The sequence below is a fragment of the Enterococcus sp. AZ171 genome, from assembly GCF_051714005.1.
Classification (GTDB): Bacteria; Bacillota; Bacilli; order Lactobacillales; family Enterococcaceae; genus Enterococcus_B; species Enterococcus_B pernyi.
Genome location: NZ_JBIORA010000001.1, coordinates 968572 through 993941, shown reverse-complemented (window position 1 = coordinate 993941; position 25370 = coordinate 968572). Strand labels below are relative to the sequence as shown.

At 39.6% G+C, this 25370-nt stretch carries 19 protein-coding genes; 3 read left to right on the top strand and 16 right to left on the bottom strand.

Annotated features, from left to right (window positions below):
• Positions 1 to 104: 104 nt before the first annotated feature.
• Entirely contained in the window at positions 105 to 1067 is a 963-nt protein-coding gene (gene pfkA / locus IGJ49_RS04715; protein WP_034691339.1) for a 6-phosphofructokinase, read from the bottom strand.
• A gap of 166 nt (positions 1068 to 1233) precedes the next feature.
• Positions 1234 to 4548, bottom strand: a complete 3315-nt coding sequence (gene dnaE, locus IGJ49_RS04710) for a DNA polymerase III subunit alpha (RefSeq protein WP_349520015.1) — start codon at positions 4546 to 4548, stop codon at positions 1234 to 1236.
• Between the two features lie 223 nt (positions 4549 to 4771).
• Between dnaE and IGJ49_RS04705 the strand changes: the two genes are divergently transcribed.
• Positions 4772 to 4966, top strand: coding sequence for a YjzD family protein (locus tag IGJ49_RS04705; RefSeq protein ID WP_010735843.1), 195 nt, complete (start codon positions 4772 to 4774; stop codon positions 4964 to 4966).
• Between the two features lie 45 nt (positions 4967 to 5011).
• On the opposite strand, the gene IGJ49_RS04700 is transcribed toward IGJ49_RS04705, so the two are convergent.
• Entirely contained in the window at positions 5012 to 6208 is a 1197-nt protein-coding gene (locus tag IGJ49_RS04700) for a multidrug efflux MFS transporter (protein WP_010735844.1), read from the bottom strand.
• A 154-nt stretch (positions 6209 to 6362) separates the two neighbouring features.
• A complete protein-coding gene (locus IGJ49_RS04695; protein WP_010735845.1) occupies positions 6363 to 7799 on the bottom strand; it encodes an NCS2 family permease in 1437 nt (478 codons plus the stop codon).
• A 292-nt stretch (positions 7800 to 8091) separates the two neighbouring features.
• Between IGJ49_RS04695 and IGJ49_RS04690 the strand changes: the two genes are divergently transcribed.
• A complete protein-coding gene (locus IGJ49_RS04690) occupies positions 8092 to 8901 on the top strand; it encodes a Cof-type HAD-IIB family hydrolase (protein ID WP_010735846.1) in 810 nt (269 codons plus the stop codon).
• A gap of 154 nt (positions 8902 to 9055) precedes the next feature.
• Here IGJ49_RS04690 and IGJ49_RS04685 read toward each other — a convergent pair whose 3' ends face one another.
• The 7 genes from IGJ49_RS04685 to IGJ49_RS04655 form a co-directional block, all read right to left on the bottom strand.
• Positions 9056 to 11212 carry a peptidoglycan D,D-transpeptidase FtsI family protein gene (locus IGJ49_RS04685; RefSeq protein WP_041684181.1) on the bottom strand — a complete coding sequence of 719 codons (2157 nt, stop codon included), beginning with the start codon at positions 11210 to 11212 and terminating at the stop codon, positions 9056 to 9058.
• 254 nt (positions 11213 to 11466) lie between these two features.
• On the bottom strand, positions 11467 to 12312 hold the full coding sequence (locus tag IGJ49_RS04680) for a MurR/RpiR family transcriptional regulator (RefSeq protein WP_010735849.1): 846 nt from the start codon (positions 12310 to 12312) through the stop codon (positions 11467 to 11469).
• Between the two features lie 278 nt (positions 12313 to 12590).
• Complete coding sequence (locus IGJ49_RS04675; protein WP_349520020.1) at positions 12591 to 12995, bottom strand: VOC family protein; 405 nt, start codon at positions 12993 to 12995, stop codon at positions 12591 to 12593.
• An 89-nt stretch (positions 12996 to 13084) separates the two neighbouring features.
• Positions 13085 to 13840, bottom strand: coding sequence for an AraC family transcriptional regulator (locus IGJ49_RS04670; RefSeq protein WP_349520022.1), 756 nt, complete (start codon positions 13838 to 13840; stop codon positions 13085 to 13087).
• A gap of 159 nt (positions 13841 to 13999) precedes the next feature.
• Entirely contained in the window at positions 14000 to 15934 is a 1935-nt protein-coding gene (gene thrS, locus IGJ49_RS04665) for a threonine--tRNA ligase (protein WP_019723795.1), read from the bottom strand.
• 324 nt (positions 15935 to 16258) lie between these two features.
• The gene (locus IGJ49_RS04660) at positions 16259 to 16438 is read right to left on the bottom strand and encodes a 2-hydroxymuconate tautomerase (protein WP_002287649.1); all 180 of its coding nucleotides are present in this window, start codon (positions 16436 to 16438) and stop codon (positions 16259 to 16261) included.
• Positions 16439 to 16548: 110 nt separating this feature from the next.
• Positions 16549 to 18360, bottom strand: a complete 1812-nt coding sequence (locus tag IGJ49_RS04655; RefSeq protein ID WP_409173785.1) for a heavy metal translocating P-type ATPase — start codon at positions 18358 to 18360, stop codon at positions 16549 to 16551.
• A gap of 196 nt (positions 18361 to 18556) precedes the next feature.
• Here IGJ49_RS04655 and helD point away from each other — a divergent pair, with 196 nt between their 5' ends.
• Complete coding sequence (gene helD / locus IGJ49_RS04650; RefSeq protein WP_137072131.1) at positions 18557 to 20839, top strand: RNA polymerase recycling motor HelD; 2283 nt, start codon at positions 18557 to 18559, stop codon at positions 20837 to 20839.
• 199 nt (positions 20840 to 21038) lie between these two features.
• Here the strand turns inward: helD and IGJ49_RS04645 are convergent, their stop codons facing one another.
• The 5 genes from IGJ49_RS04645 to rsfS all read right to left on the bottom strand — a co-directional run bounded on the left by IGJ49_RS04645 (position 21039) and on the right by rsfS (position 25351).
• A complete protein-coding gene (locus IGJ49_RS04645) occupies positions 21039 to 21677 on the bottom strand; it encodes a hypothetical protein (RefSeq protein WP_019724515.1) in 639 nt (212 codons plus the stop codon).
• Between the two features lie 480 nt (positions 21678 to 22157).
• Positions 22158 to 22877, bottom strand: a complete 720-nt coding sequence (locus IGJ49_RS04640; protein ID WP_029594248.1) for a YebC/PmpR family DNA-binding transcriptional regulator — start codon at positions 22875 to 22877, stop codon at positions 22158 to 22160.
• Positions 22878 to 22975: 98 nt separating this feature from the next.
• Positions 22976 to 24157: a nucleotidyltransferase gene (locus tag IGJ49_RS04635; RefSeq protein WP_137072130.1), complete on the bottom strand. Its 1182-nt coding sequence runs from the start codon at positions 24155 to 24157 to the stop codon at positions 22976 to 22978.
• Positions 24158 to 24234: 77 nt separating this feature from the next.
• Complete coding sequence (locus tag IGJ49_RS04630) at positions 24235 to 24996, bottom strand: class I SAM-dependent DNA methyltransferase (RefSeq protein WP_010735859.1); 762 nt, start codon at positions 24994 to 24996, stop codon at positions 24235 to 24237.
• 1 nt (position 24997) lies between these two features.
• On the bottom strand, positions 24998 to 25351 hold the full coding sequence (rsfS, locus tag IGJ49_RS04625; protein ID WP_034688417.1) for a ribosome silencing factor: 354 nt from the start codon (positions 25349 to 25351) through the stop codon (positions 24998 to 25000).
• Positions 25352 to 25370 lie beyond the last annotated feature (19 nt).

The following is a 25370-nucleotide window of genomic DNA, read 5'->3' as shown; positions in this document are numbered from 1 at the left end:
TGTTTATTTAAAGCCATTCAAAGCTTAAATATCTGTTAGATATTGGGAAGACCTGCTTCCCACTCCCATATATATCTATTGATTTATCTGACTACTTTTCTTTATTAGAAAGAAAGTGAGTTGTTCAAGTCATATAATGATAAATCTGGTTGGTGTTTGTTATTTTCTAGTGTGTCGATGATATCAGCCTCAACGATATCGTTGTCGCGAATACCGATACACAAACCACCTTTACCTTGTTGCAATAGTTCAACAGCATGTGCACCAAATTTACTTGCTAATACACGGTCGCGTGCAGTTGGTGAACCACCACGTACAACGTGTCCTAAGATCGATACACGTGTATGATAATCGCCATATTCTGACAATTTTTCTGCAAATTCGTTTCCGCCCATTACGCCTTCTGCCAAAATGATCAAGCAATGTTTTTTGCCACGATCGCGGCCATCTTGGATTTTTTTGGCAACAACTGCCATATCAAAATCATGCTCAGGAATGATGATCTCATCCGCTCCACCAGCAACACCTGACCATAAAGCGATATCTCCAGCATTACGTCCCATCACTTCGATCACGAATGTACGAACGTGCGAAGTTGCTGTATCACGGATACGGTCGATTGATTCTAATACTGTGTTGATTGCTGTATCAAAACCGATCGTAAAATCAGTTCCTGGAATATCGTTATCGATCGTACCTGGTACACCCACTGCTGGGAAACCACGTTTAGTCAAAGCCATCGCGCCATGGTAAGAACCATCGCCACCGATCACAACAAGACCTTCGATACCGAATTTTTTCAATTGTTCGATTCCTTTTAATTGTCCTTCTTCTGTTGCAAATTCAGGATAACGTGCAGAGTATAAGAATGTACCTCCGCGTTGGATCTTATCACCGACATCTGCAACATCTAATCGACGGATATCTCCGGCAACTAGTCCAGCAAAACCATAATTGATCCCGTAAACTTCCAATCCTTCATATATACCTTTACGAACGACTGCACGAACTGCTGCATTCATCCCAGGAGCATCTCCACCACTAGTCAAAATTCCGATGCGTTTCATATTCATCTTCACCTCATTAAATTACTTTATCCTAAGCAAGACTTAGGTTTATAACCTTCTTTGTATTAACCACGACTAACATTCTAACATTATTTTGCTCACTTGTCTTGATTTCCTGATAAAAAAATGAAAAAAAATGAAAGCAAATAGTATCTTTTACCGTAAGTTATTTGAAAACAACATTTTCTTCTTTTAAAAGGTAAGCTAATTGCTTCTTGAGACTGTCTGAACCATCGAGCCAAAAGGCTTCAGATAACACAACTTTTCGTTGGTCTTTTTCATGATACATCACAACAGGAATATATCCTGGGAATTTTTTGAACAATTCTTGCAGTTGTTTCATCGTATCTGGTTGATCTGCCTCTTCTCTGATTCTCAAATAACACATTTGTTCTGGATACTGCTGTTGCAATTCTTCAGGATCAGCGACTACTTCTGCAATCAGCTGCAATTCTTGATTGTATTTACTGATTTCTGAACGTCCTTGCACGAAAATCACTTGATTTTCTTTGAATAATGGACGCGCTTGTCGGTACAGCTCTGGAAAAACGGTAATAGCTATTTCTCCACTACTATCTGTTCCGCTGACAAAAGCCATCAACGCTCCTTTTTTCGTACGGATCTCTCTTACCTCTTTGACCATCACTAAAACATTTGTAGCTTGTTTAGGGACGATTTCTGTGACTAAATGGACTTTTTTTGCTAATTTAAGTCGCTCATACCCTTCTGTCGGATGACCAGATAAATAGACACCTAAATGCTCTTCTTCTAATTGAAGCTTCTCTTCGAGGCTATAATCTGCGACTTCTTCCTCTTTTAAAGCCATGATATCTAAAAGGTCTAAACTACCACCACTATATAAGATGTTTTGGATCTTACCTTCCAGATCCAACATCAACTGTCTGCGATTTCCTACTAATTCATCAAAAACACCTGATGCAACTAACGTTTGTAGCAACTCCAATTTGAGCCAACGTTTATTGATACGAATCAGAAACTGATCAACCGAACGGAATGGCCCATTTTCTTTTCGTTCACGAATGATCTCCTCAACAAAATCTCGACGAACACCTTTGATTGCTGTCAATCCAAAACGAATGGTTCCTTTATCCGTCAGCTCAAAACCATAAAAACTTTGATTAATGGATGGAGGGGTCAGCTTTATTTTATACTTTTTTGCCTCAGCAATATACTCTTTTAACTTTGCCGTGTTGTGACGGACGGAATTCATCAAACTCATAAAAAATGCACCAGGGTGATGAACTTTGAGATAGGCCATTTGAAAGCCAACAAAGGAGTAAGCAAACGCGTGGGAACGATTGAACCCATAGTTAGCAAAGCGTTCGATATATTCGTACACTTCATTGGCCTTTTCCTTACTGTACCCTTGTTGGTTGGCACCTTGAACAAAATGATCTCTTTCTTGATCAATCACGTCTTTTTTCTTTTTACTGATTGCTCGCCTCAAAATATCCGCTTGTCCAAGAGAAAATCCAGCCATGGTTGAAGCAATCTGCATAATTTGTTCCTGATACACAATGACGCCATACGTATTTTTCAACATCGGTTGTAGTGAATCGTCGGGATAATGGATTCTTTCCTTCCCTTTCTTACGAGCGATAAATGTATCGATATTTTGCATTGGTCCAGGACGATACAAGGCGTTGACAGCGGCAATATCTTCAATGTTTTCTGGTCCTAATCTTCGCAAGACATTCCGAATCCCGGCAGATTCGAATTGAAAGACCCCTGTTGTTTCGCCACGTTGGAAAAGCTGTAAAGTTTTAGGATCATCTAATGGTATTTCTTTTAGTTCGATATCTTTGTTTTCGACACGTTTGATTGCTTTCACTGTGTAATCGATAATAGACAGATTTCTTAATCCAAGAAAATCCATTTTTAACAACCCAATAGCTTCGACATCATTCATTGTATACTGAGTCAAATATGCTTCATCTGATCCTTTTTGTAAAGGAACTAACTCTAGTAGATTCTTATCACTTAAAACGACACCAGCTGCATGAGTAGAAACGTGTCTTGGCAAACCTTCAAGTATTTTTGCAGTATGGAACAACAATTGATTTTTTTCACTCGCTTGTACTAATTCAACCAGCTTGTTAGAAGTTCGATAAGCCTCATTCAACGTCATTTTCAATTGATTAGGAATCGCTTTAGACCAACGATTTGCTTCGCTTTGTGAAAGGCCAAAGACACGTGCCACGTCTCTTAGTACCATTTTAGCTGCCATGGTCCCAAACGTGGCGATTTGTGCCATATGGTATTGACCATATTTCTCACGAACATAAATCAGCACTTCTTCTCTGCGATTATCAGGAATGTCTAGATCGATATCTGGCATCGTGTATCGTTCTGGATTCAAAAAACGTTCAAATAGCAAGTCGTACTCCAATGGATCTACATCTGTGATCTCCAACACATAGGCGACTAATGACCCCGCAGCTGAACCACGACCAGCACCAGTAACGATGTTGTTTTTATGAGCAAAAGCCATGACATCCCAAACGATCAAGAAATAATCATCAAATCCCATCTGGTGGATCACTGACAGTTCATAATCTAAGCGCTCTTGATAAGCTGCAGTGATCTTTTCTACACGCTTACCTAATTGCTTCTGACAAAGTTCCTGTAAATACTCTCCTGCACTTCGATTTTCTGGTACCGGATAATGTGGTAGTAATTTCTGATGGAACTGAAATTCAAAAGTTACTATTTTAGCTAATTGCTGCGCATTGTTCAACGCTTCTTCCAATCCTGCGTTTATGAATCTTTGTCGTAATTCTGCTTCGGGAAGTAAAAAACCTGTGGCTGAATCACGAGTCGTTTGTCGCACTTCATCAAAAGAGAGTTGCGTTCCTTCACGCAGATGTTTCATTGTTTCCAAAGAAAAAAGTTCCTCTTGGTGCAAACTAGCAATCGGATGTACTGCACAAAGTTGAAATTGATTTGCTCGTAAATAAGCTAGCCATTCTGGAGCTTCTAGAGGCGTTTCTTCTGTGACACCTACATAAAGATGAGAAGATGCTATTTTTTCTTGCAAACTTTGCCAATGGCTATCAAATAATGCTGACACACCGTAGTCATCAGCAATCGATTTTTTGGTTGGTAAAACGACAAGCAAATGATCGAGTTCATCGATCTCGTGAAGCTCGATTTTTTCTCGGATCATTTTCTTGCTTGAGAGCTTGATCAATTGTTGGTAGCCGATCCTATCTTTTGCGTAGAGTAGTAACTCATAATGACGTTCTTGAAACTGGTAGGTCAAGTTCAGTCCAATAATTGGTTGTATTTTTTCACTCATACAGATGCGGTAAAATTCCGCTGCCCCAGATAGCACATCCTTATCTGTGATCGCTAATGTCTGATAGCCTAGTTTCTTTGCTTCTCGAACGTATTCGTTTATGCGAATCGTACTTTGCAACAAAGAATACGAGGTGATCGTATAAAGTTGTGGAAGAAACATTTTTACATACCACCTTTTCCATTCACTTTCTTTTTAGGGGAATATTCGTAACATCAGCTCGTTATCTTGTATGACTGGTTACGTGTATTCGTCTTTCATCATGCTTTTCCCATCCGATGAACGATCTATACTTTTTATACTATCCACTGACGTTGAATGCCTGTTTCTCCCTTTACATTCAAAAAAAATCTGGTAAACTGAACTTAGAAAAGAGGTGTTTGATATGCGATATATCGTCACATTATTTTGGGCAGTCATTTTAGGTCAAGTGGTTGGCTATATCGGTGGTGCATTGTCTAGTAGCCCATATGATTTTACCATGACGACTATTATTTCATTGGTTGCAGGATTGATCGTCATTTTGATCAGCGCTGTTGCAACACCTAAAAAAGAAACTTCGTCCGCTTCACATTCATAAAAGCCGAACAGATTGGAGAAATACTCCAATCTGTTTTTTTCTTGATCATAGTTTTTGATGAAGTACTTTTCTAAAATTAAATAGTGATAAAAGAATATTCGTCAGAACAAAGAGACTAGTCACAATAAACACTGTACTATAATTGTACGCATGAGCGACTGTCGAACCTAACATCGGTCCTAGTACTTGACCAAAGTTCGTAAACATTTGGTTATAGCTGTATACTCGACTGACACCTTCTTCTGGTGTGATCTTGCTGATCAATGTATTGATCGATGGCATCAACGCACCTGTCGAAAAACCTAATATAAAACGTAAGATCCCTAATTGTAAGGGCGTAGTCACAAATGCCATTGGTAAGTAACAACAAAACGAAAGTACCAAACCTGCTAACAGCACCTTCTGATTTCCGATCTTATCCCCTAATTTCCCCAGTCTTGGAGAAGAAAATACTGCTGAAACACCTGATACTGAAACAATCAATCCACTAACAAATAAGATATTTGATGTGTCACCACTCAATTCCCGAATGTACAATGTCAAGATTGGACTGATCGTGGTGATCCCTAACTGTAAGATCAGAGTAGTAACAAATAAACCGACTAACACAGAAAAGTGATCCATTTTAGCAAAAACTTCTTTGGTACTGATCATATCTTTTTTCTCTACCGGTTGGAAATCTTCTTTTACCATGAAAATCGTTAAGATCGTGGTGATCAGTAATAACCCTCCAGTAATCAAAAAAACATTTTCCATTCCGAACCATTGCGCCAAAGCGCCTCCCATTGACGGACCAATCAGCGTCCCTGCCACTGCCCCAGTAGAAAGCGTGCCTAACGCCCAACCACTTTTTTCTTTAGGCGCTTGTGAAGCAATCATCGCTGTCGCATTAGGTATGTATCCAGATAAAATCCCATTAAAGAAACGCATGACTAAAAGCCAATAAGCATTTGGGACAAAAGCTAGTGATCCCATAGTGATCGTCATACCTGCTGCTGCCCGGATCATCATCATTTTCCGTCCTTTTCGATCAGCTAGATTTCCCCAAATAGGCGCAACGATCGCCGCAGCAAAGGCTGTTACTGAAATCGCTAATCCTGAAAATAATTCAATTTGATCCTTAGGTGTACCTAGTTGTTCGACGTAAACTGGAATGAACGGCATGACTAAACTGATACTTGAACCAGTAAAAAAGCAGCCTATCCAAGCTACGAATAAATTTTTTCTCCATTGAACCTTCATCTATCACCCTTCTTTCGTCTCTATTATCATACCTATTTTTGTACGTGTGTGCAACGTATGTGCCAGTATCATTCATTTTTGTCAAAGAGGACATAGACCAAATAAAATAGGAGCAAAGAGTTAGCCTACTCTTCACTCCTATTAAAAATGTCTTTTAAATGATTGCTAAAATGACGAAGTTGAGAATGAATAAAATATCAACAACCCATAAAGCAATTGAAATCTCGTTTGTTTTACCTTTGATCACTTTCATGATCGTGTAGAAGATAAAACCAGCAGCGATTCCGTAAGAGATGCTGTAAGCTAATCCCATGAAGATCGAAGCAAAAAAGGCAGGTAATGCTTCTTCCATATCTAACCAATTGATATCAGCAAACGAAGCCATCATCATCACACCAACTAAGATCAATGCTGGTGCAGTTGCTTGTGCCGGTACAATAGCGATCAGTGGAGAAAATAAGCTACTTAAAGCAAATAATGCGGCTACGACAACTGAAGTCAAACCTGTACGACCACCAGCGCCAATACCAGCTGCTGATTCGACATAAGTCGTTGTATTCGATGTTCCGAAAATCGCACCGATCGATGTTGCGATTGCGTCAGCGAACAACGCTTTATCCATTTTAGTTTTGAATCCTCGTCCATCTTCCAAAGCTTCCTCATCTTCTTTAGAGAAAATACCTGTACGCCGTCCAGTACCGATGAACGTACCGATCGTATCAAATGTATCGGATAAACTAAAGGCAATGATCGTCATCAGGACTTGTGGGATCTTAGAGCTATCGCTGAATAAAGATTGCATCCCTTCCGCACCAAATGCTGCACCAAACGTCGTGCCTAGTTCATTGATTGAATTGCCTAAAGAATTTTGTTCCCAATCGATCGTTCCTAGATCAACAACACCCATCAAGATCCCGATGATCGTTGTTACTACGATACCGATCAAGATTGCACCACGAACATTTTTAACAACTAAGATCGATGTCAAAACTAATCCAATGACAGCTAGTAGGATCGGCGCATTATTAAAGTTTGCAAGTTCTGGAACGATGCCACCGTTGATCGTCACATTCGTCACTTGACCATTATCAAACACAGAACTAGTTATCGCTGATTGATCTGCAGAGAAAGACAAAAATCCAGCATTTTTGATCCCAACGTATGCAACAAAAATCCCAATACCACCGCCGATTGCATGTTGTAAACTCTCAGGAATAGCATGGATGATCATTTTCCGAATATTTGTTACTGTAATAAATACATTAATCAACCCACAAATAAAGACCATGGCTAATGCTTCTTGCCAAGAATAACCTAACCCAAAAACAACTGTAAATGTGAAGAAAGCATTCAAACCCATTCCTGGGGCTTGTGCATAAGGCACATTAGCAAATAATCCCATAACTAAAGTACCGATGATCGAAGCAATGATCGTCGCTAAAAAGACTGCCTGAAATGGCATGCCAGCAGCTGACAAGATCGTCGGATTAACAAATAATATATAACTCATGGCAAAAAACGTTGTTACACCAGCCATTATTTCTGTTGGTACATTTGTATTATTTTTCTTTAGTTGGAAAAACTTTTCCATAAAAATTTCCACTCCCTGATTTTTTCTAACGGACTATATAATATGTAAAAATAAATCCAAATATAATTTTCCGTCGAACATTTATAGATTATATAGACATTTCATTCGTTTTTCAACACAAAACTTTATGAAATGTCATTTTTATATTTTAATGTTCGTGTTTAGCTAAATTTGGTTTGATTCTTTTCTATTTTTGCTTTAAAGCATTTATTTTTCAGAAAGATCTGTACCTTGTTTATTCATTGAAATATGCTAGACTGAAACAAATCGTTGTTTGAAAGGAATGACAGCATTGAACAAAAAATTGATTGCGATCGACTTGGATGGAACAACGTTGAATCCTGAGTCGATCATTACTTCTAAAACCCAAGAGACATTGAGAAAAGCCATTGATGCTGGCCATCATGTCAGTATTGCAACCGGACGTCCTTATCGAATGAGTTATCAATATTATCAACAGTTAGAATTGACAACACCGATGGTCAACTTTAACGGTGCGCTTGTGCATATCCCAAACCAACAATGGGCTGGAGAACAAGAAACATTGATCAATAAAGAGATTGTTTTTGAGATCTTAGCGCAAAAAAATCAATTGAATCTAGATTTTATTGCTGCGGAGAATCGCGACACTTTCTTTATCGATACTTTTGATTTTTTTGACGCAAAATTCTTTGCTTCACCAAATCCTAAACCAGAAAACCTACTGTCTCCACGAAATCTAACAACTAACCCTACGTCCTTATTGGTACGTACAGAAAAACAATATGCTGAACAAGTTTCTGCCGAACTAACACGTCAATTTGGGAAGCATGTCGATGTAAGGACTTGGGGTGGACCAATGGCGATACTAGAGATTGTTTCAAAAGGGATCGAAAAAGCGAAAGGAATCCATCAAGTAGCGAATTATCTATCGATCGAACAAAAAGATGTGATTGCTTTTGGTGATGAACACAATGACTTAGAACTTCTTGAATATGCGGGCTGGGGTGTGGCAATGGCTAATGGGACTGAGCAACTAAAAGGCGTAGCCAACGATGTCACTGAACAAACAAATGAAGAAGACGGTTTGGCGAATTACCTTGAAAAATTACTTTCATTATAAAAAATCCGTCTGGGGCATTCGTCCTCTCGCACCACTTAAAACCAAATAAACAGAGGGATCAGAAGTAAGCTCTTCGAAAATAAGGCGCCATCCACAAAATCTTCGTGGATGGCGCCTTATTTCTTGAGGCTAAATACTTCGGCTCTGACCTCTGTTATCTGTTTGCCATGAACATATCGTAATAAGCATTCATGATTTCTTTGGCTATGACCGAATTCATATGGTCTTTTTCATCTAGCAGGTTTGGTAAGACAACACTTACCGCAATCTCAGGGTTTTCTGTTGGTCCGTAAGCCACAATATTACTATTGACTGTTACGATATCGGGATGACCTTCAGCGACTGTTTCGGCTGTCCCTGTTTTAGCAGAAAGATCCATTTTTGCATCTGCTAATGATCGAGCAGTCGTGTAGTTATTTGTTCCATGGACTACTTGATGGAATCCTTCACGTAAAAGGGCCATCTCTTCAGGAGACACGTCTACTGTATTTTCGACAACTGGTTCCATCTCTTTTTTCACTTCACCTAAGTTACCATTCTCGTCGTTCCCGTAAATGCCTTTGACAATGCGTGGTTGGATTCTTTTCCCACCGTTTGCTACTGTTGCTGCATATTGCGCTAACTGGATCGGGGTATACGTATCGAACTGGCCAAATGCCAAGTCAGTAAAGTTTCCTGGTGTGAACCAGTCTTGTCCGTTGTCTGCATTGAATTTCTTCATGTATTCAACAGAGTGTGAGATCCCCGCAGACTCATTTGGTAAATCGATCCCTGTGACTGTTCCAAGTCCAAATTGTTTAAAGCCGTCACGCAATTGTTCATACGCTTGTGCCTCTTCACTTAGACTAGGTAAGCCCATATTTGGTACGTACTCTAACCCTAGCATCTTCAACGCTACTTTGATCATATAGGTATTTGATGAAAGCTCTAACGCTTGGACCACATCCAAAGGTACAGATCCAGTACGATTGAAGACGGAGCTTTTTTCTGAAGAGCCTTGTAATCGAATCGGTTCATCTACTAATACTTGATTACCGCTGATCACGCCACTTTGCCAACCGGCGGCTAACGTACCTGCCTTTACAACAGATCCTGGAACAAAGGCATTCGTGATCGTACCAAGGGCATTTTCAGTCAACTCTTTTGAGCCTTGCTCATGGCTGAAACCCGTCATCGCTAATACTTCACCTGTTTGAGGATTCATCGCGACTACATACGCACCTGGTGAGTATTGGGCTTTTCCATTATCGACTAATTTTTGATAATTGTTTCTAAGAATCTCTTCGACCTTCGCTTGGAACTCTGCATTGATCGATAACATCAAATTCGATCCTTTTTCTCCTGCATACAATTCTTTTTGTTGAATGACATTTCCATTGTTATCTAAAGTGATTTCATATTGTGTCTTTGTGCCTTGCAAGACATCTTCATATTGTTTTTCTAAATAGCTTTGGCCTACTCGGTCATTACGTGAGTAGCCTTTTGCCAAGAATTCTTCCACTTGATCGGCAGGTAAGCCTTGTTTTTCTGATGTTACGCTTCCTAGAATACTCTTTATGGAATCCGCCGCATTATACTGGCGTACCCAGTCAGTTCCTGTTGAAACACCTGGCAGGTCTGATGCATGTTCTGCCACGATCGCCAATTCTTGATCTGTAACACCAGAATTTTTGATGAAAACTGTATTCAATTCATACGCATTATTCATTCGTTTAAAAATCGTTGCTGCTTTCAATTGTTCCTCATTGAAATTGATTTCCTCATCTGTCACTTTATCTACAGTTGCTTGGTATTGCTCACTCGTACTCAAGCTTTTTTCTTTTGCCGATAGGCGTTCAGTCGCAGCTTTCAAATGATCGGGATCTGCTAACCAAAAATCCTTCTTATCACGTGTAGTCAAATTTTCATCCACTGGCATATCGATCAACTGTGTCAAGGTATTTGCTGTTTTCAGCAAATCCTCCGCTGTCATATTTCTGCCTCTCGTGAATGTGATTGCTTGGTTGGCTTGGTTTGTCACCAAAGCTTTCCCGGTGGCATCGTAGATCATGCCTCGGGGTGAACTTACTTGTACCGTTAGAGACGAAGATGATTTGACTTTTGCTTCTAGTTCCTCACTGTTTACGATCTGCAAATAACCTAATCGAGCAATCAATGACACGAACAACGTAAATATAATGAAAAAAAGGAAATTTAAACGAAAGGGAACATGTGACCGTCGAAACGTTTTATTTTTTGGTTCTTGTGTTCCTTTTTTTATTCGATCTAACCAAGAATTATTTGTATTTTTTTTCATAAAACTTTTCATCATTCCTTCTTTTTCGCCTACTTATAGGCTCCATTGTACCTAAAAAAAACAAAATTAAAAAGTAAAATCCTGATCCGCAAGAAATTCTTTAATTCTCGACCCAAAAAAGACTAGTTTGTTTCACAAACAAGTAATGTGTCACACAAATGGATTCTAAAAAACTTTAAAAAATATGGTTATTTTTGAAAATAAAGTTTTCTTTTACTGTGAAACAATGGAAACAAATATGACATTGTGGAAAACTATCATCTGTTATTTCATTTTTGTTTGACATAATTTTTGATCACTTCTTTGGTTTGAGTGACTTTCTCGGTTAATTTTTCATTCTTTGCCATATAAAGATAAAAAATGATATCAATCGTTGCAAATTGAGCCAATAATGAGTTAGTTGCTGCACTTCGGTTCGTGATTTCTTTTGGTCTTGATGTCTGGACAACGACATCGGCCAATTTACTTAATCGGTTATTTCCAAATTGAGTCAATGCGATAATATCGATTCCCATTTCTTTGGCTAACTGTCCGATCATCACCACTTCTTTGCTGTTTCCTGAGTTAGAGACAAGCCATAGCACTTTTTTTGTTTCATTACTCACTAATTGTGGCAATAAGACGTGGATGTCTTTTTCAAAAATGATTGGTTTTCCTACACGAGACCATTTTTGGAGGATATCCTCAACGACTAAAGAAGATGCGCCCACACCATATAGATAAACTGTTTGTGCTTCTTCCAGACGCTCAACGACACGTTGGATCATCTCCTCTTCTAAAATATCCACGGTTTCTTTGATCGCTACTTGCGCATTATTCCCTAATTTATGTTTGATTGAATAAAATGATTCATTTGGTTCAATATCGCTGAATCCTTCCACGATACCTGCTTGTAATTCGGTGGAAATAGTGATTTTAAAATCCGTTAAACTTTGAAAGCCAAGTTTTTTGGAGAAACGAACAACTGTGGGAGCGCTCAGGCCCGCCGCTTCTGCTAACTCATTGGCTGTCATCGTTGGTATTTTTTCTACATGTGTTACGATATAATCTGCTAGTTTTCTTTCGGCAGAAGAATAGTCATTCATCATACTTTCAATGCGACTCACTACGCTCATCTCATACACATCCCTTTTTCTAAATGTCTATGTCATTATATCATACTCAAAGGCAAACAATTCTCATACTAAACAAGAAAATAGAGAATATCCTTTGTTCTCTGCCTGCTCAACCGATTACTGTTATTCCTAAAAATCAATCGCTAAAAAAGAAGCCAAGGTATAAGTGGCAACATGTCACACCCTTATCTTGGTTTCTTTTGACTTATCATTTATGGAGTTTCACAGAATCAGCTATTAAAAACAAAAAAAAGAAAAAAGCAACATCCAAAAAGAAACTAATACCCATCATTCAGTTCAAACAAATTGCCTTCTGGGTCTCTAAAGTAGGCACTGGCAAATCCTCCCCAAGCCTCTATTTTCTGAGGGTCACCTAAAAAAGTGACACCATTTGCGGTTAACTTCGCATAGTCCTTTTGGATATCCTTCGTAGGTAATATGATCACCACTGTATCAGATATTCCATTTTTAGCAGACTGTATATACCCTTTGACCAAAGACATTTCTTTTGCTGACGTCATATCAAAACAGTTAGGTTCTCCTTTTGCCATAGCAAATGACGTATACGGACCTTTTCGATTTCCCCATGTAGGAACCAATCCTAATTTTTTTGTGTAAAAATCATAACATTCCCCATAATCTTTTTGAATCAACAATCCAATTTTTGCCTGATTAAAGTTCATCTATCGACCACTCCTTTTTTAAGTTAGTTTTATTGTAGCAACTTAGGTTAGTAACGTATTGGATAGAAGCGACATTTTTCGCTGCTCACTCAACTTAACAAACTCAATGGGTGTGAGGCCAATATTTTTTTGAACTCATTGATAAAATGGGACTGGTCATAATAATTTCCAACAAGCTCCCTTCGATCGGCAGGTTGTTTTAATAAAATGGTCAAACTATGATGAAATTTTATGGTCGATAGAGCCAATTGTGGGGTGAGACCGTAATGCTTTTTGAATAGCCGTTGGACATGCCTTGGACTAAGTCTCGTATATTCGTATAATGCTTGTGGGGAAGCTAATTTTTTTATATATAGTTTTTCAAATAACTGAATGTATTCCGTCGAAGAGATACATTTGGCTAATCCGGATAAATCGCTGATCAGCGATTCTTTCATTTCTTCAATCGTGAGCGCAAAAAGATGGGTTGTATCAAACCCAACATCTACTTCTTCAATGAACAACACTTGATCCATCGCTGCTGTTGCCTCTCGACCAGTTAAAGCAGAAAAAGCACCTGGCTTTAAGCGAAAACCAATATAGTGTTCGGGAAACCTTGAGAGAAAGTTGAAGTCCGTTTTACTTGAACCAGTATAGAAAACAGATTGCTCCAAAACATTGACAATCAAATCAATGCAACCGTCGGCGATGATCACGTCGGTGACCGTACCGCTAAAGTCAAATGAAATAGACTCCCACATACACACCAAGACATCTGCTAAGACTGGGAGAACCGTTTCTTTATAATGTATTTTTTCTTCATATGCTTGATGAAACAGATGATGAGGTTGGATCGGTTGATACATTCTCTACGTTCCCCCTTATTTATCTAATACATTTATTTTAGCACGATCTAGCGTTTTGACGTGTGTAATGAGTGCCCCATAAAAAAACAGGAAGGAACAATTCTTTGTTGTCCTTCCTGTTTTTATTAAATTAGGCGTTGGTTCTCTTGTTAACTCGTCTTAACGGCTGTAATTATGAACCTCTTCTGCCATTGCATCGACAAAGATATTCAAGTCCTCTACAGCAGTTTCTTTACTACCATATCGGCGGATATTGACTGTTGCATCTGCCACTTCTTTATCCCCAACTACGATTTGGTATGGGATTTTTTGCGTTTGTGAGGCACGGATCTTATAACCCATTTTTTCATTGCGATCGTCGACTTCTACACGCAAGCCTTTCATTTGTAGACGTTCTTTGATTTCATAAGCGTAATCTGAATGAGCATCAACTGAAACTGGGATGATCGTTGCTTGGATCGGTGCCAACCAAGTTGGGAATGCGCCTTTGTATACTTCTGTCAAGTATGCCACAAAGCGTTCCATTGTTGAAACGATGCCTCGGTGGATAACGACTGGGCGATGATTATTTTCGCCATCTTCTCCTACATAAGTTAAATCAAAGCGTTCTGGTAATAAGAAGTCTAATTGGATCGTTGATAATGTTTCTTCTGTTCCCAATGCTGTTTTAACTTGGACATCTAATTTTGGTCCATAGAAGGCTGCTTCTCCTTCCGCTTCGAAATAGTCAAGTTCCATTTCATCCATCGCAGCTTTTAACATGATCTGTGCTTTTTCCCACATGGCATCATCGTCAAAATATTTGTCTGTGTTGTTTGGATCACGGTAACTTAAACGGAAGCGATAGTCTGTAATATTGAAATCAGCGTAAACTGCGACCATCAACTCCAACGTACGTTTGAATTCATCTTTGATCTGATCAGGACGAACGAATGTGTGTCCGTCATTCAATGTCATTTCACGTACACGTTGTAATCCAGACAACGCACCTGATTTTTCATAACGGTGCATCATACCAAGTTCAGCGATACGGATCGGTAACTCACGGTAAGAATGGATTGTATTTTTGTAGACCATCATATGATGTGGGCAGTTCATTGGGCGTAGCACGAGCATCTCGCCATCTCCCATATCCATTGGTGGGAACATATCTTCTTGGTAATGATCCCAGTGACCTGAAGTTTTGTATAACTCTACGTCCCCCATGATCGGTGTATACACATGTTGATAGCCTAAGCTGATTTCTTTGTCTACGATGTATCGTTCGATCGTACGACGGATTGTTGCACCTTTTGGTAACCAGAAAGGTAAACCAGAGCCAACTTCAGGAGCTACCATGAATAATTCTAGCTCTTTTCCTAGTTTGCGATGGTCTCTTTCTTTTGCTTCTTCACGCATTTGGATAAACGCTTTTAACGCTTTTTTATCAAAAAATGCTGTTCCATAAACACGTTGCATCATTTGGTTATTTGAATTTCCACGCCAGTAAGCTCCTGCCACAGATAATAATTTGAAGACTTGGATACGACCAGTTGATGGGACATGTGGCCCACGGCATAAATCGATGAATTCTCCTTGTTGGTAGGCAGTGATGACTTCGTCTTCTGGTAATTCGCTGATCAGTTCCACTTTGTAAGGGTCACTTGCAAAGATTTCTAATGCTTCTTGTTTTGATAACACACGACGTTCGATCGGCAAATTTTCTTTGACGATCGCCATCATTTCCGCTTCGATCGCTGGTAGGTCTTCGGCACTGACTTGGCTCTCACCGTTATCAGTATCGTAGTAAAATCCTGAATCGATTGCTGGTCCTACACCAAAGTGGATATTTGGATATAAACGGCGCATGGCTTGTGCCATCAAATGAGCACTTGAATGACGAATCAAAGCAAGTGCGTCTTCATGATCAGGTGTCACAATCTCGATTGAGCCATCCTCTTCGATCCCGCGGTTCAAGTCGATCAGTTCACCATTCACTTTTCCAGCTAAGGCTTTTTTGGCTAAACTTTTAGAAATACTTTCTGCAATTTCTGCAGTGGTGATCCCTGGCGCAAACTCTTTGACTGCACCATCAGGAAATGTCATTTTTATCATAAGGGTTCCTCCTTTAAATTTCCGTTTTTAGCTTCGCCACCAATAAAAAAAGTCCTAGTATCTGTACAGATACTAGGACGAAAAATTCGTGGTTCCACCTAATTTTAAATACGACATGCGTATTCCTCAAGCGTGATAACGGTACGACCGCCTCTGTTTCAACAAAGGTTTCGAAAGTGGTCATCCTTTGGTTTTCTCCTGGAAAAGTTTCAGCCTAGCTTTTCCTCTCTTATCGAAGACTCTCAAATTCAGTTGTCTTTCTCATCAATCATCTATGTGTTTATTTAACCACTATTATTTCAAAAAATCAAGTCTCGAATTCACTTATTTTTTCCATTCACCATTGACACCATACGTGCCTTTTTTCATTTCGTTGATAATTACATGAATGTGTTCTTTTGGTGCTTGCGTATTTTTATGGACCGCCTCGGTGATATCTTTCATCATGTTTTCTAATTGTTCTGGGCTACGTCCTTCGACTAATTCAACATGTACGAATGGCATGTTTTCAACTTCCTTTCATCGTTCACTTTTGTATTGATCAACTATTGCTTCTCTCTTTGCATCATACCGCAAAAAGATTTTGCTGAAAAGTCTCTTTTATCATTTTGCCTTTAATTTTGTGTGATCATGGCATGTGGTTGTTGTTTCGCTGATTTTTTTGCACGTAACGCACTTAAAATGGAAACTGTATCAACCACTTCTTGAAGCATCGCGCCAAACAATGCTGGAATGACTCCTGTACTGGCAACGAGCATCAAAAAGACACAGACAAAAATCCCAATCAAAACAGATTGTTTCGCTACTTTCATCGTTTCTCTAGAAATCATCACTGCTTCTGCTACTCGTTCTAAATCATCTTTCAAAATGACGACATCTGCGCTTTCACTTGCAGCAGTTGAGCCATGTGCGCCCATGGCGATGCCTACATCTGCGACAGTCAAGGCAGGAGCATCATTGACACCATCTCCTACCATCGTGACAGGCCGCTTTTCTTTGGGGATACTAGTTAAAATCGTTAATTTATCTTGTGGTAAACAACGAGCATGAACTTCGGTCAAGCCAACTTCCTCGGCAATTGCTTCTGCAACCGTACGACCGTCCCCAGTCACCATCAGTAAGTCGGTGATGCCTTGAGCTTTCAAGCGAGCGATTGTTTTACTTGCTTCTGGACGGATTGTGTCTGAGAAGTAGATCGTGCCGGCGTATTTTTCATCAATCGCCACATAGATCGCAGTTGTATCTGTTTTAGCTTCTGGAACATCAATAAAGCGTGCATTCCCTACTTTAACCTGCCTGCCATCAACCGTAGCGGTAATCCCTTGCCCTGAGATTTCTTTCAAATCAGTGACTGGCAACAATCGGGGAACTGCTTGAACTAAGGAACGGGCCAAGATATGGGCTGAGCCTTGTTCCGCACTCGCCGCCACACGTAATAATTCCGCTTCTGAAAACCCTTGAACGGGAGCGACACCAGTTACTTCAAGCATCCCTTTGGTGATTGTTCCTGTCTTATCAAAGGCAATCGTTTTAGTCTCTGCTAATTTTTCCACAGCGGTACCAGTCTTGACAACGATCCCACTTTTACTTGAACGACTCATTCCCGCTACTAGAGCAACAGGTGCAGCCAAAATCAATGGACATGGCGATGCTACAACTAAGACTTGCACAAAGCGTACAGGATCACCACTAGCCCACCAAGCGATTCCGCCGATCAAGTAAGCGATCAAAGTAAAGGGAACAGCATAACGATCTGCTAGACGGACAAAACGTGCGGGTTTTTCTTTCGATTCCTCTACTAGTTTGATAATTAATTGATACTGGCTATCTTCTGCCCGTTTCTCAACCACCATTTTGACAGATGAGTCCCCATTGACCGAACCGGACATCAATTCATCACCGACTTTCTTGCTCATCGGTTTTGCTTCTCCAGTCAATGACGCTTCGTCAAAAGTAGATTCCCCCATGATCACTCGTCCATCAGCTGGAACGATTTCCCCTGGTTTGATCACCAGATGATCGCCGATCTCAAGTGTGTCTACCGCAACATCAAGTTGTTGATCTCCTTGCAATTTATGGGCGGTTCTTGGCGTATTATCTAATAGGGATTGCAATTCCTGACCTGCTTTTTTTTGCGCATAGTCTTCCAAACTTTCGCCACCTGTCAACATGATCAAAATCATCAAACTCGCCCAATATTCATTGACGAGCAATGTCGCAACAATAGCTGTAATCGCTAAAATATCGACCCCATATTTCCCTGAACGCAGTGTTTTGATCATTTCGACAAACATCAAGAAGGCGAGTGTGCCACCGGTGATAGCAATGATCATAAACGCAAGGCGAGGACGGTCGAACATAAACTCACTGATGAGGGCCACCGCTCCAATCAGTAGTGTCATTGCAAATTTTTTAAAATGTGTCATTTCGTTCAGCTCCTTTCTCCACATTTAGAATACCTGTTCTCTAAAGCCATTTAAACTAAAAACCCCTAAATGAAAACAACTATCACTCTCATGTAGTTTTGCGTTTATTTTTAGTTAACTCACTTGTGTACCTTTTTTAGTCAAACTGTGCTATACTTTTAATTCGTTATTTACGGCGGAAGGAGTAAACGATGCAATGAATGAAAGACAATTAGAACAACAGCATGTGGAAGAAACCACACAAATGATCCAACTTGAACAACGCCTATTGAATCGCAAATTAAGCGACTTGACTGAAAAAATGAATGACTCCACAAAAGAAACAGCTAATCACAAAATACGTAGCGGCTCCAACGAGTCTTTTTATGAGTCAGTGGTCGAATACCGCCAACATGAACAAGAATTGCTTTTAAAATACCATACATTAGAATCTCAGCAAAAACGTCTGCAAACATTAGAAGTAATGAAAGAAAGTCCTTACTTTGCTCGTATCGATTTCAAAGAAGAGACGGAAAAAGAAACTCTCTATCTTGGCATCGCCTCATTGAGAGATACAGAAGAAGAAACCATCGTGATCGACTGGCGTGCACCGATCGCTAACCTGTATTACGAAGGAGAAATCGGCCCTGCTTTTTATGAAACAGATGTCGAAAAAATCGACGTCGAACTTCTCTTGAAACGACAGTTCAAAATCGTTGAAGGAAAAATCGTCTCCATGGTCGATACATCTGAAGTCATCAATGATGATTTTCTATTAGAAATCTTGGATGACGCATCAAGTGCTCACATGAAAAACATCGTGTCGACGATCCAAAAAGCACAAAATGCCATTATCCGTGACACCAACAGTAAAGTGATGCTGATCGAAGGAATTGCTGGAAGCGGTAAGACTTCAGCATTACTTCAACGTATCGCATTCATCCTTTATCACAATCGGAAATGGCTAGATGCTGAGAACGTCTTATTGTTCTCACCAAACCATCTGTTTTCTGATTACATCTCCACTGTTTTACCATCTCTTGGTGAAAGTGGTGTTCCGACACAAACCTTCAAAAATTATTTACAGCAATTAGTTCCTGAATTTGAGTTGACTGAAGAAGAACAACAAGAAGTCGGTTTCCTTTCTGGTGCTGATGACCCGATAAAAACGTTGAAATCCGGATTGACTTTCGTTGATCTCCTGGAGACTTACATCCAGACGATCACTGATTTTGGGCCATTGTTCCGTGAGATGAAAATCAATGGTCGAACGATCCTATCCAAAGAAGCGATCCGAAAATGGTACCAAGAAACCAATGAACTACTTCCATTGCATCAACGTCTATCTTTATTACAGACAAAGTTATTGAAAAAATTAGGCGGTCTGCAAAAGGATGAAACCCGTCAGAAGTGGGTCAAAGAGCTTGCTGAAGAACAACTTCAAGAACTATATGCAACCGATCCAAATTTAGAATACACCGAACAAAAAGAAAAATCATTGCGTAAAAAACTTACGAATCAAATCGTGAAAAAAAGATTCCGTAAAGTTCACCGAGGAATTTTACATTATCAATTCGTCAACTTACCGAAACAGTTTCTTCACTTTTTACAAACGATTCCTAAAACGATGTTAACCGCACATGGAATCAGCGAAACTTCTTGGAACGAACATCTTCAAGAAGTCAAAATGAACTTACGGAAAAGAGAATTGCCACAGGAAGACGCCGTCTTGTACTTCCTATTGATGCGTCGAATCCATCCTGTATCAGTCACACAAAAGGCAAGGTATATTTTTATTGATGAAATGCAAGATTTTGCTCCTTCGCAGGTCGCATTGCTGCAATCAATCTATCCAACTGCCAATCTAACATTTTGTGGGGATCTGAACCAAAATGTTTTTGGGAACGAGACGATCACTGGTTCGTTAGAGTCGCTTTTCCCAGAGAAAGAAGTGACCCAATTCCAATTGACGACGAGCTATCGCTCCACGAAGCAAATCACTGATTTTGCCAATCATTTCTTAGCTCACGACAATCTTGTAGAAACAACGGCTCGTGAAGGTCGCCTACCGTTGATCGTCCAAAGTGATTCATCTACAAGCAAAATCAACTGGTTGGAACAAACGATCATTGACACGAAAGAGCAAGCAAAATATTGGCGTACCGCGATCATTGGTAAAACGATCGCTGAATGTGAAGCACTCTATGAACAATTGCCTGTATCCCTGAAAGATCAAGTCCAATTGATTGCTGATGAATCTGATTTTATGAAACGTTCGATTATTCTTCTTCCTGCTTATCTAGCAAAAGGATTAGAATTTGACCGAGTCTTTTTATGGAATGTCGATGATGCACATTTTAATTCTGGTCATGACAAACAAATCTTATATACAATGTGTACGCGTGCCATGCATGAATTGATCCTATTTACATCAGCGAAAGACGCTTCTTTTCTACAAGCATTGGCTACTGAAAATCATGAGTCTCTCGCTTTAGATTGATTCGTTATTAAAAATAAAAAGCATCAGGGGAATCAGTCCTCTCGCACCACTTTAAACTGAATATACGGCGAGAACAGAAGTAACCTCTTCAAAAAATAAGGCGTCATCCACAAAAATTGAAAAAACAATTTTCGTGGATGACGCCTTATTTCTCGAGGCTAAACACTTCTGTCTCTGCCTCTTTTTATTCATCTATCGATCATAACATCAATTCTGTGTTTGGGTATTTCAAACGAACAAGTGAAACGATCATTCGCAATTCTTCGATATTTTCGGGATATTCTGGGTCAAATACTTTACTATGGCGACCAATCCCTCCGTTATCGATCAGACGATAAATACGATTCCAATCCATAAATTGTTCGACTGTTTGGAAATTACTGATCGGGTAACCCCCACTATCTAATATTTCTGATACACGAAAAGCCAAATAAGCTGTATCAATGACTTTTTCTTTTTTCGTATCTACTTTTTGACTTGTTTCGATCAATATCTTTTCTGGTTGATGCTTCAGACTCCAGTCCAATAATAAAAAGAAAGCTTCCATCCGATAATCTTCTTCAAACAACTGAAATGCTGAGTCAGAACGTCGAAAAAGCAATGGAATCAAATATTTTTTTTTATAGATCAGCATGGGCGCGCGATCAACCATACATTCTAGATAACGATTCAAATAGCCTGTGCCTATATAGTTTCCTAAACGATAGCCTTCTACCCCATAAGGTGCATATTTTTGTGCAAGCTTTGAGCAATCGGTGATATTGACTGCCAACTCTTCTACTTTTTGGTAACCGCTTAGAATACGTTCGAAAGGCTCTAGATTAATTTTTGCTTCCATTATTCTTTCCCCGCCTACATCAAATTACTATTCGTTTACTCACGATACTTTAATAATAACACAGGTTGAAATAGAAATGATAATAAATCACAAAAAAACTGTAACAAATAACACAGGATTTTTAATTTAACTACTCTGTATTTGTTCTCTTTCTTTCATATCGTATGACTATACTTCTTTTTTAGCTTCACCAATATTTTCTCTTCTCCGAAAAAATCGTATAAATAAAAGTACGAAAGCAAAACATGACATTAGCTTTTTAAGCAGGATAACAGCTGTTTGTTTTTTTAGGAAAATAAAAAAGTGTCTGGACATTCATCCTCTCGTAACACTTAAAACTGAACAAACGGCGGGAACAGAAGTATCTCTTCACAAATAAGGCGCCAGCCACAAAAATTTGAAAAACAATTTTCGTGGCTGGCGCCTTATTTCTCGAGGTTAAACACTTCTGTTCCGACCTCTTTTATCCGCTTTATTCGATTAATCTTCTAAAGCAACATTATGGAAGACATGTTGGACATCTTCTAGATCTTCTAATACATCGATCATTTTTTCGAATTGTTCCAAGTCTTCGCCAGTCAATGTCACTTCATTTTGAGGGATCATTTGGATCTCCGCAATTGAAAAGTCAGTGATGCCTTTTTCTTTTAGTGCTTCTTGAATACTGTGGAAATCTGGCACTTCTCCGTAAACGATGATTTGGCCATCTTCTTCCATGACATCACGTACATCGATGTCCTTTTCCATCAAGTATTCTAAGATCTCATCTGCATCTTCACCGGCAAAACCAAAAATCGCGGTATTGTCGAACATATAAGATACTGCCCCAGAGACACCCATATTTCCGCCGTTTTTACCGAATGCTGCACGCACATCAGCGGCTGTGCGGTTTACGTTGTTGGTCAATGTGTCTACGATCACCATTGAGCCATTTGGTCCAAATCCTTCATAGCGCAATTCAGAGTATGTTTCATCCCCTGAACCTTTTGCTTTTTCAATTGCTCGGTCGATGATATGTTTTGGTACATTGTAAGTTTTAGCGCGCTCAATGACGAAACGTAGTTTTTGGTTAGCGTGTGGGTCAGGATCACCTGATTTTGCTGCTGCATAGATTTCAATTCCGAACTTCGCATAAACTCGGCTGTTGTTTGCATCTTTAGCTGTTTTTTTAGCTACGATATTGGCCCATTTACGTCCCATAGTTTCACTTCGCTTTCTGATTTGATATAGGATAGATTCTTTTTGATTCGTGCGGGAACACACAAAACGTCCTGTTTCATTATACTTGTGAATCAGGTTTATGTGAAGCTTTTTTTCTCTTCGATCGTTTCGATAAAGACTGGTTTTCGCCCAAATACTTGTTCCGCTACCTCGCCACCTAAGCGATAGATTTGATCACTGCGAACGAGTAGTTTTGCCACTTGCGCTTCTTTTTTGCCGATTTTCGCAAAAAGGGCTAAGGCTTTTTTATTTTTGAGACATGCTCTACCTGCTGCTGTAAAGCCCAACACATGGATGTATTCTTGCATCTGTTGCTCTCTCATCTCTTCTTTTTGGATATTCAATAACACATAGCACGACAGGCGTTGGATCCTCGTCCACGTATAGCGTTTTGTTTTGACTTGTTCGACAAACTCGTAAAATGTATTAGCTGTCTTGGCCGCTTCTAACATCCTGATCTCTAAACCTTCCGTCATCTGGTAGATTTTTTGCAACGAGTCAACGGTGGAAGAAAGAAGACGGTATTTTAGCAAGGGCCAATAGGATGTCCAAGTTTGCAAACTTTCTGTCTTTAAAAATCTCTCTGTCTCTGAGGGAACTGTTGCAGAAATCGATCGATTTTCCGTTAATGCTTTACGAATCGCTGTGGCACTGGCTATTGTTTCTTTTGGTAACTCTTCATCATGATAACCAGCCCCTTTACGGTTGATCGGAACTAGTTCCATTGGATGTTCATAGGTAGCATTTTCTTTTGCATAGCTCAGCCCTAGAATATGATTAGGCGAGGAAAAATCAAGTGAGATTTCTGGGTAGACGTGCTTGAATACCTGTGTCATCTTTTGCGGATAACTCATTGTCTGATCGGGCAACTCTTGAAATGCTTTGGTGATTTGATCCTGATGGTGCAAAACAAATTGACCAAATGCTTGATAATCGAAGGTCGCTTCATCTTCTGTTCCAAAACATAAATAGTCACAGTTTAATTTTTGCAACAGTTGAACTGCTCCTTTAGCAAAATAATCAGCAGATTGTACTGCCCACTCGATTGGTAATTCAACCACGAGATCCACTCCGTTTTTCAAGGCTACTTCTGCACGTTGCCACTTATCTAAAATCGCCGGTTCACCTCGCTGCAAAAAATTGCCACTCATCACCGCAATCACTACGTCGGCACCGGTTCGTTCCCGTGCTTGCTGGACATGATAAAGATGACCATTGTGAAAGGGATTATATTCAACAATGATGCCACATACTTTCATTCGCTTTTCTCCTTTCGCCTAGTAAAAAAGAAGAGACTAAGCTTTTTGATCCAGCCGTCTCTCCTTTTTATTGTTTGCTACAGTTCGTCGATTTCGCCTTCTTCTTTCTGGGCGACAAAAAACCAACGTCTGGATTCTTCGTTAGGTGTTTCGTCTGTAAAATCAGCGAATACTTCTACTTTAGCAAATCCGCTATTCTCTAACATCCGCAAGTAGTTTTCTAGTGGATACGTACGTTCTTGATGTAATTCATCTTCACGTGTGAACGTACCGTCTTTTTCTTGTGATTCGACAAAGAATGTCAAATAATGTTCAATGCTATGTTTTTCTTTCCCCGTATAACTATCCCAAAGAAAGGCAAAATCGTCTCCTTGGTAATGATAACTATACTCCGGAAATACTTGATCGATTTGATAAACGGAATGGACATCAAACAAGAAACGGCCGTTTTCTTCCAATGCCTGATAGACTTCATCGAATACTTGTTGTACTTCTTGATCGTTTTGCATATAGCACAAAGAATCTGAGAAACAAGTGATGGCTTGGTATTGCCCACTCTCTGATAGATCTAACATATTCCCTTCAACAAACTGTACCGATGCTTCTTCTTCATAGGCACGTTGACTGGCGATCATCAGCATTTCTTCTGATAGATCCAAGCCAGTTACATTGTAGCCGTCTTTGGCAAAAGCCACAGCTAATGCTCCTGTACCACAAGCTAGTTCAAGGATGTTTTTAGTTGTTTCAGGCAAATGGCGTTTAGAAAATGCGAGCCATTGTTCATAAAGCCCGTCATCCATGACTTCATCGTAAATAAAGGCAAATGTTTCGTAGGCCATGTTAATCCAACCATTCAGTCAAATCGACAAGTGGCGCATCTGACCATAACTTCTCTAAATTATAAAACCCACGTTCTGGGGCATGGAATACATGGATGATCAAATCACCTAGATCGATCAGAATCCATTTGCCCCCTTCTTTTCCTTCTACGCGTTTTACTTCGTATTTGCTTTCTTCTTCTTTTTCAATGATTTCTTCCACGATGGCATTGATCTGACGTTCACTGTTTGCTGAACAGATCATAAAGTAGTCAGCTAATAGCGACACTTTACGGACGTCTAAAGCTAAAATATCTTCTGCACGTTTTGAATCTGCTGCTTGGACAGCGATTTTTAATTGTTCTTTACTATCGATGATGATTTCCTCCTAATGG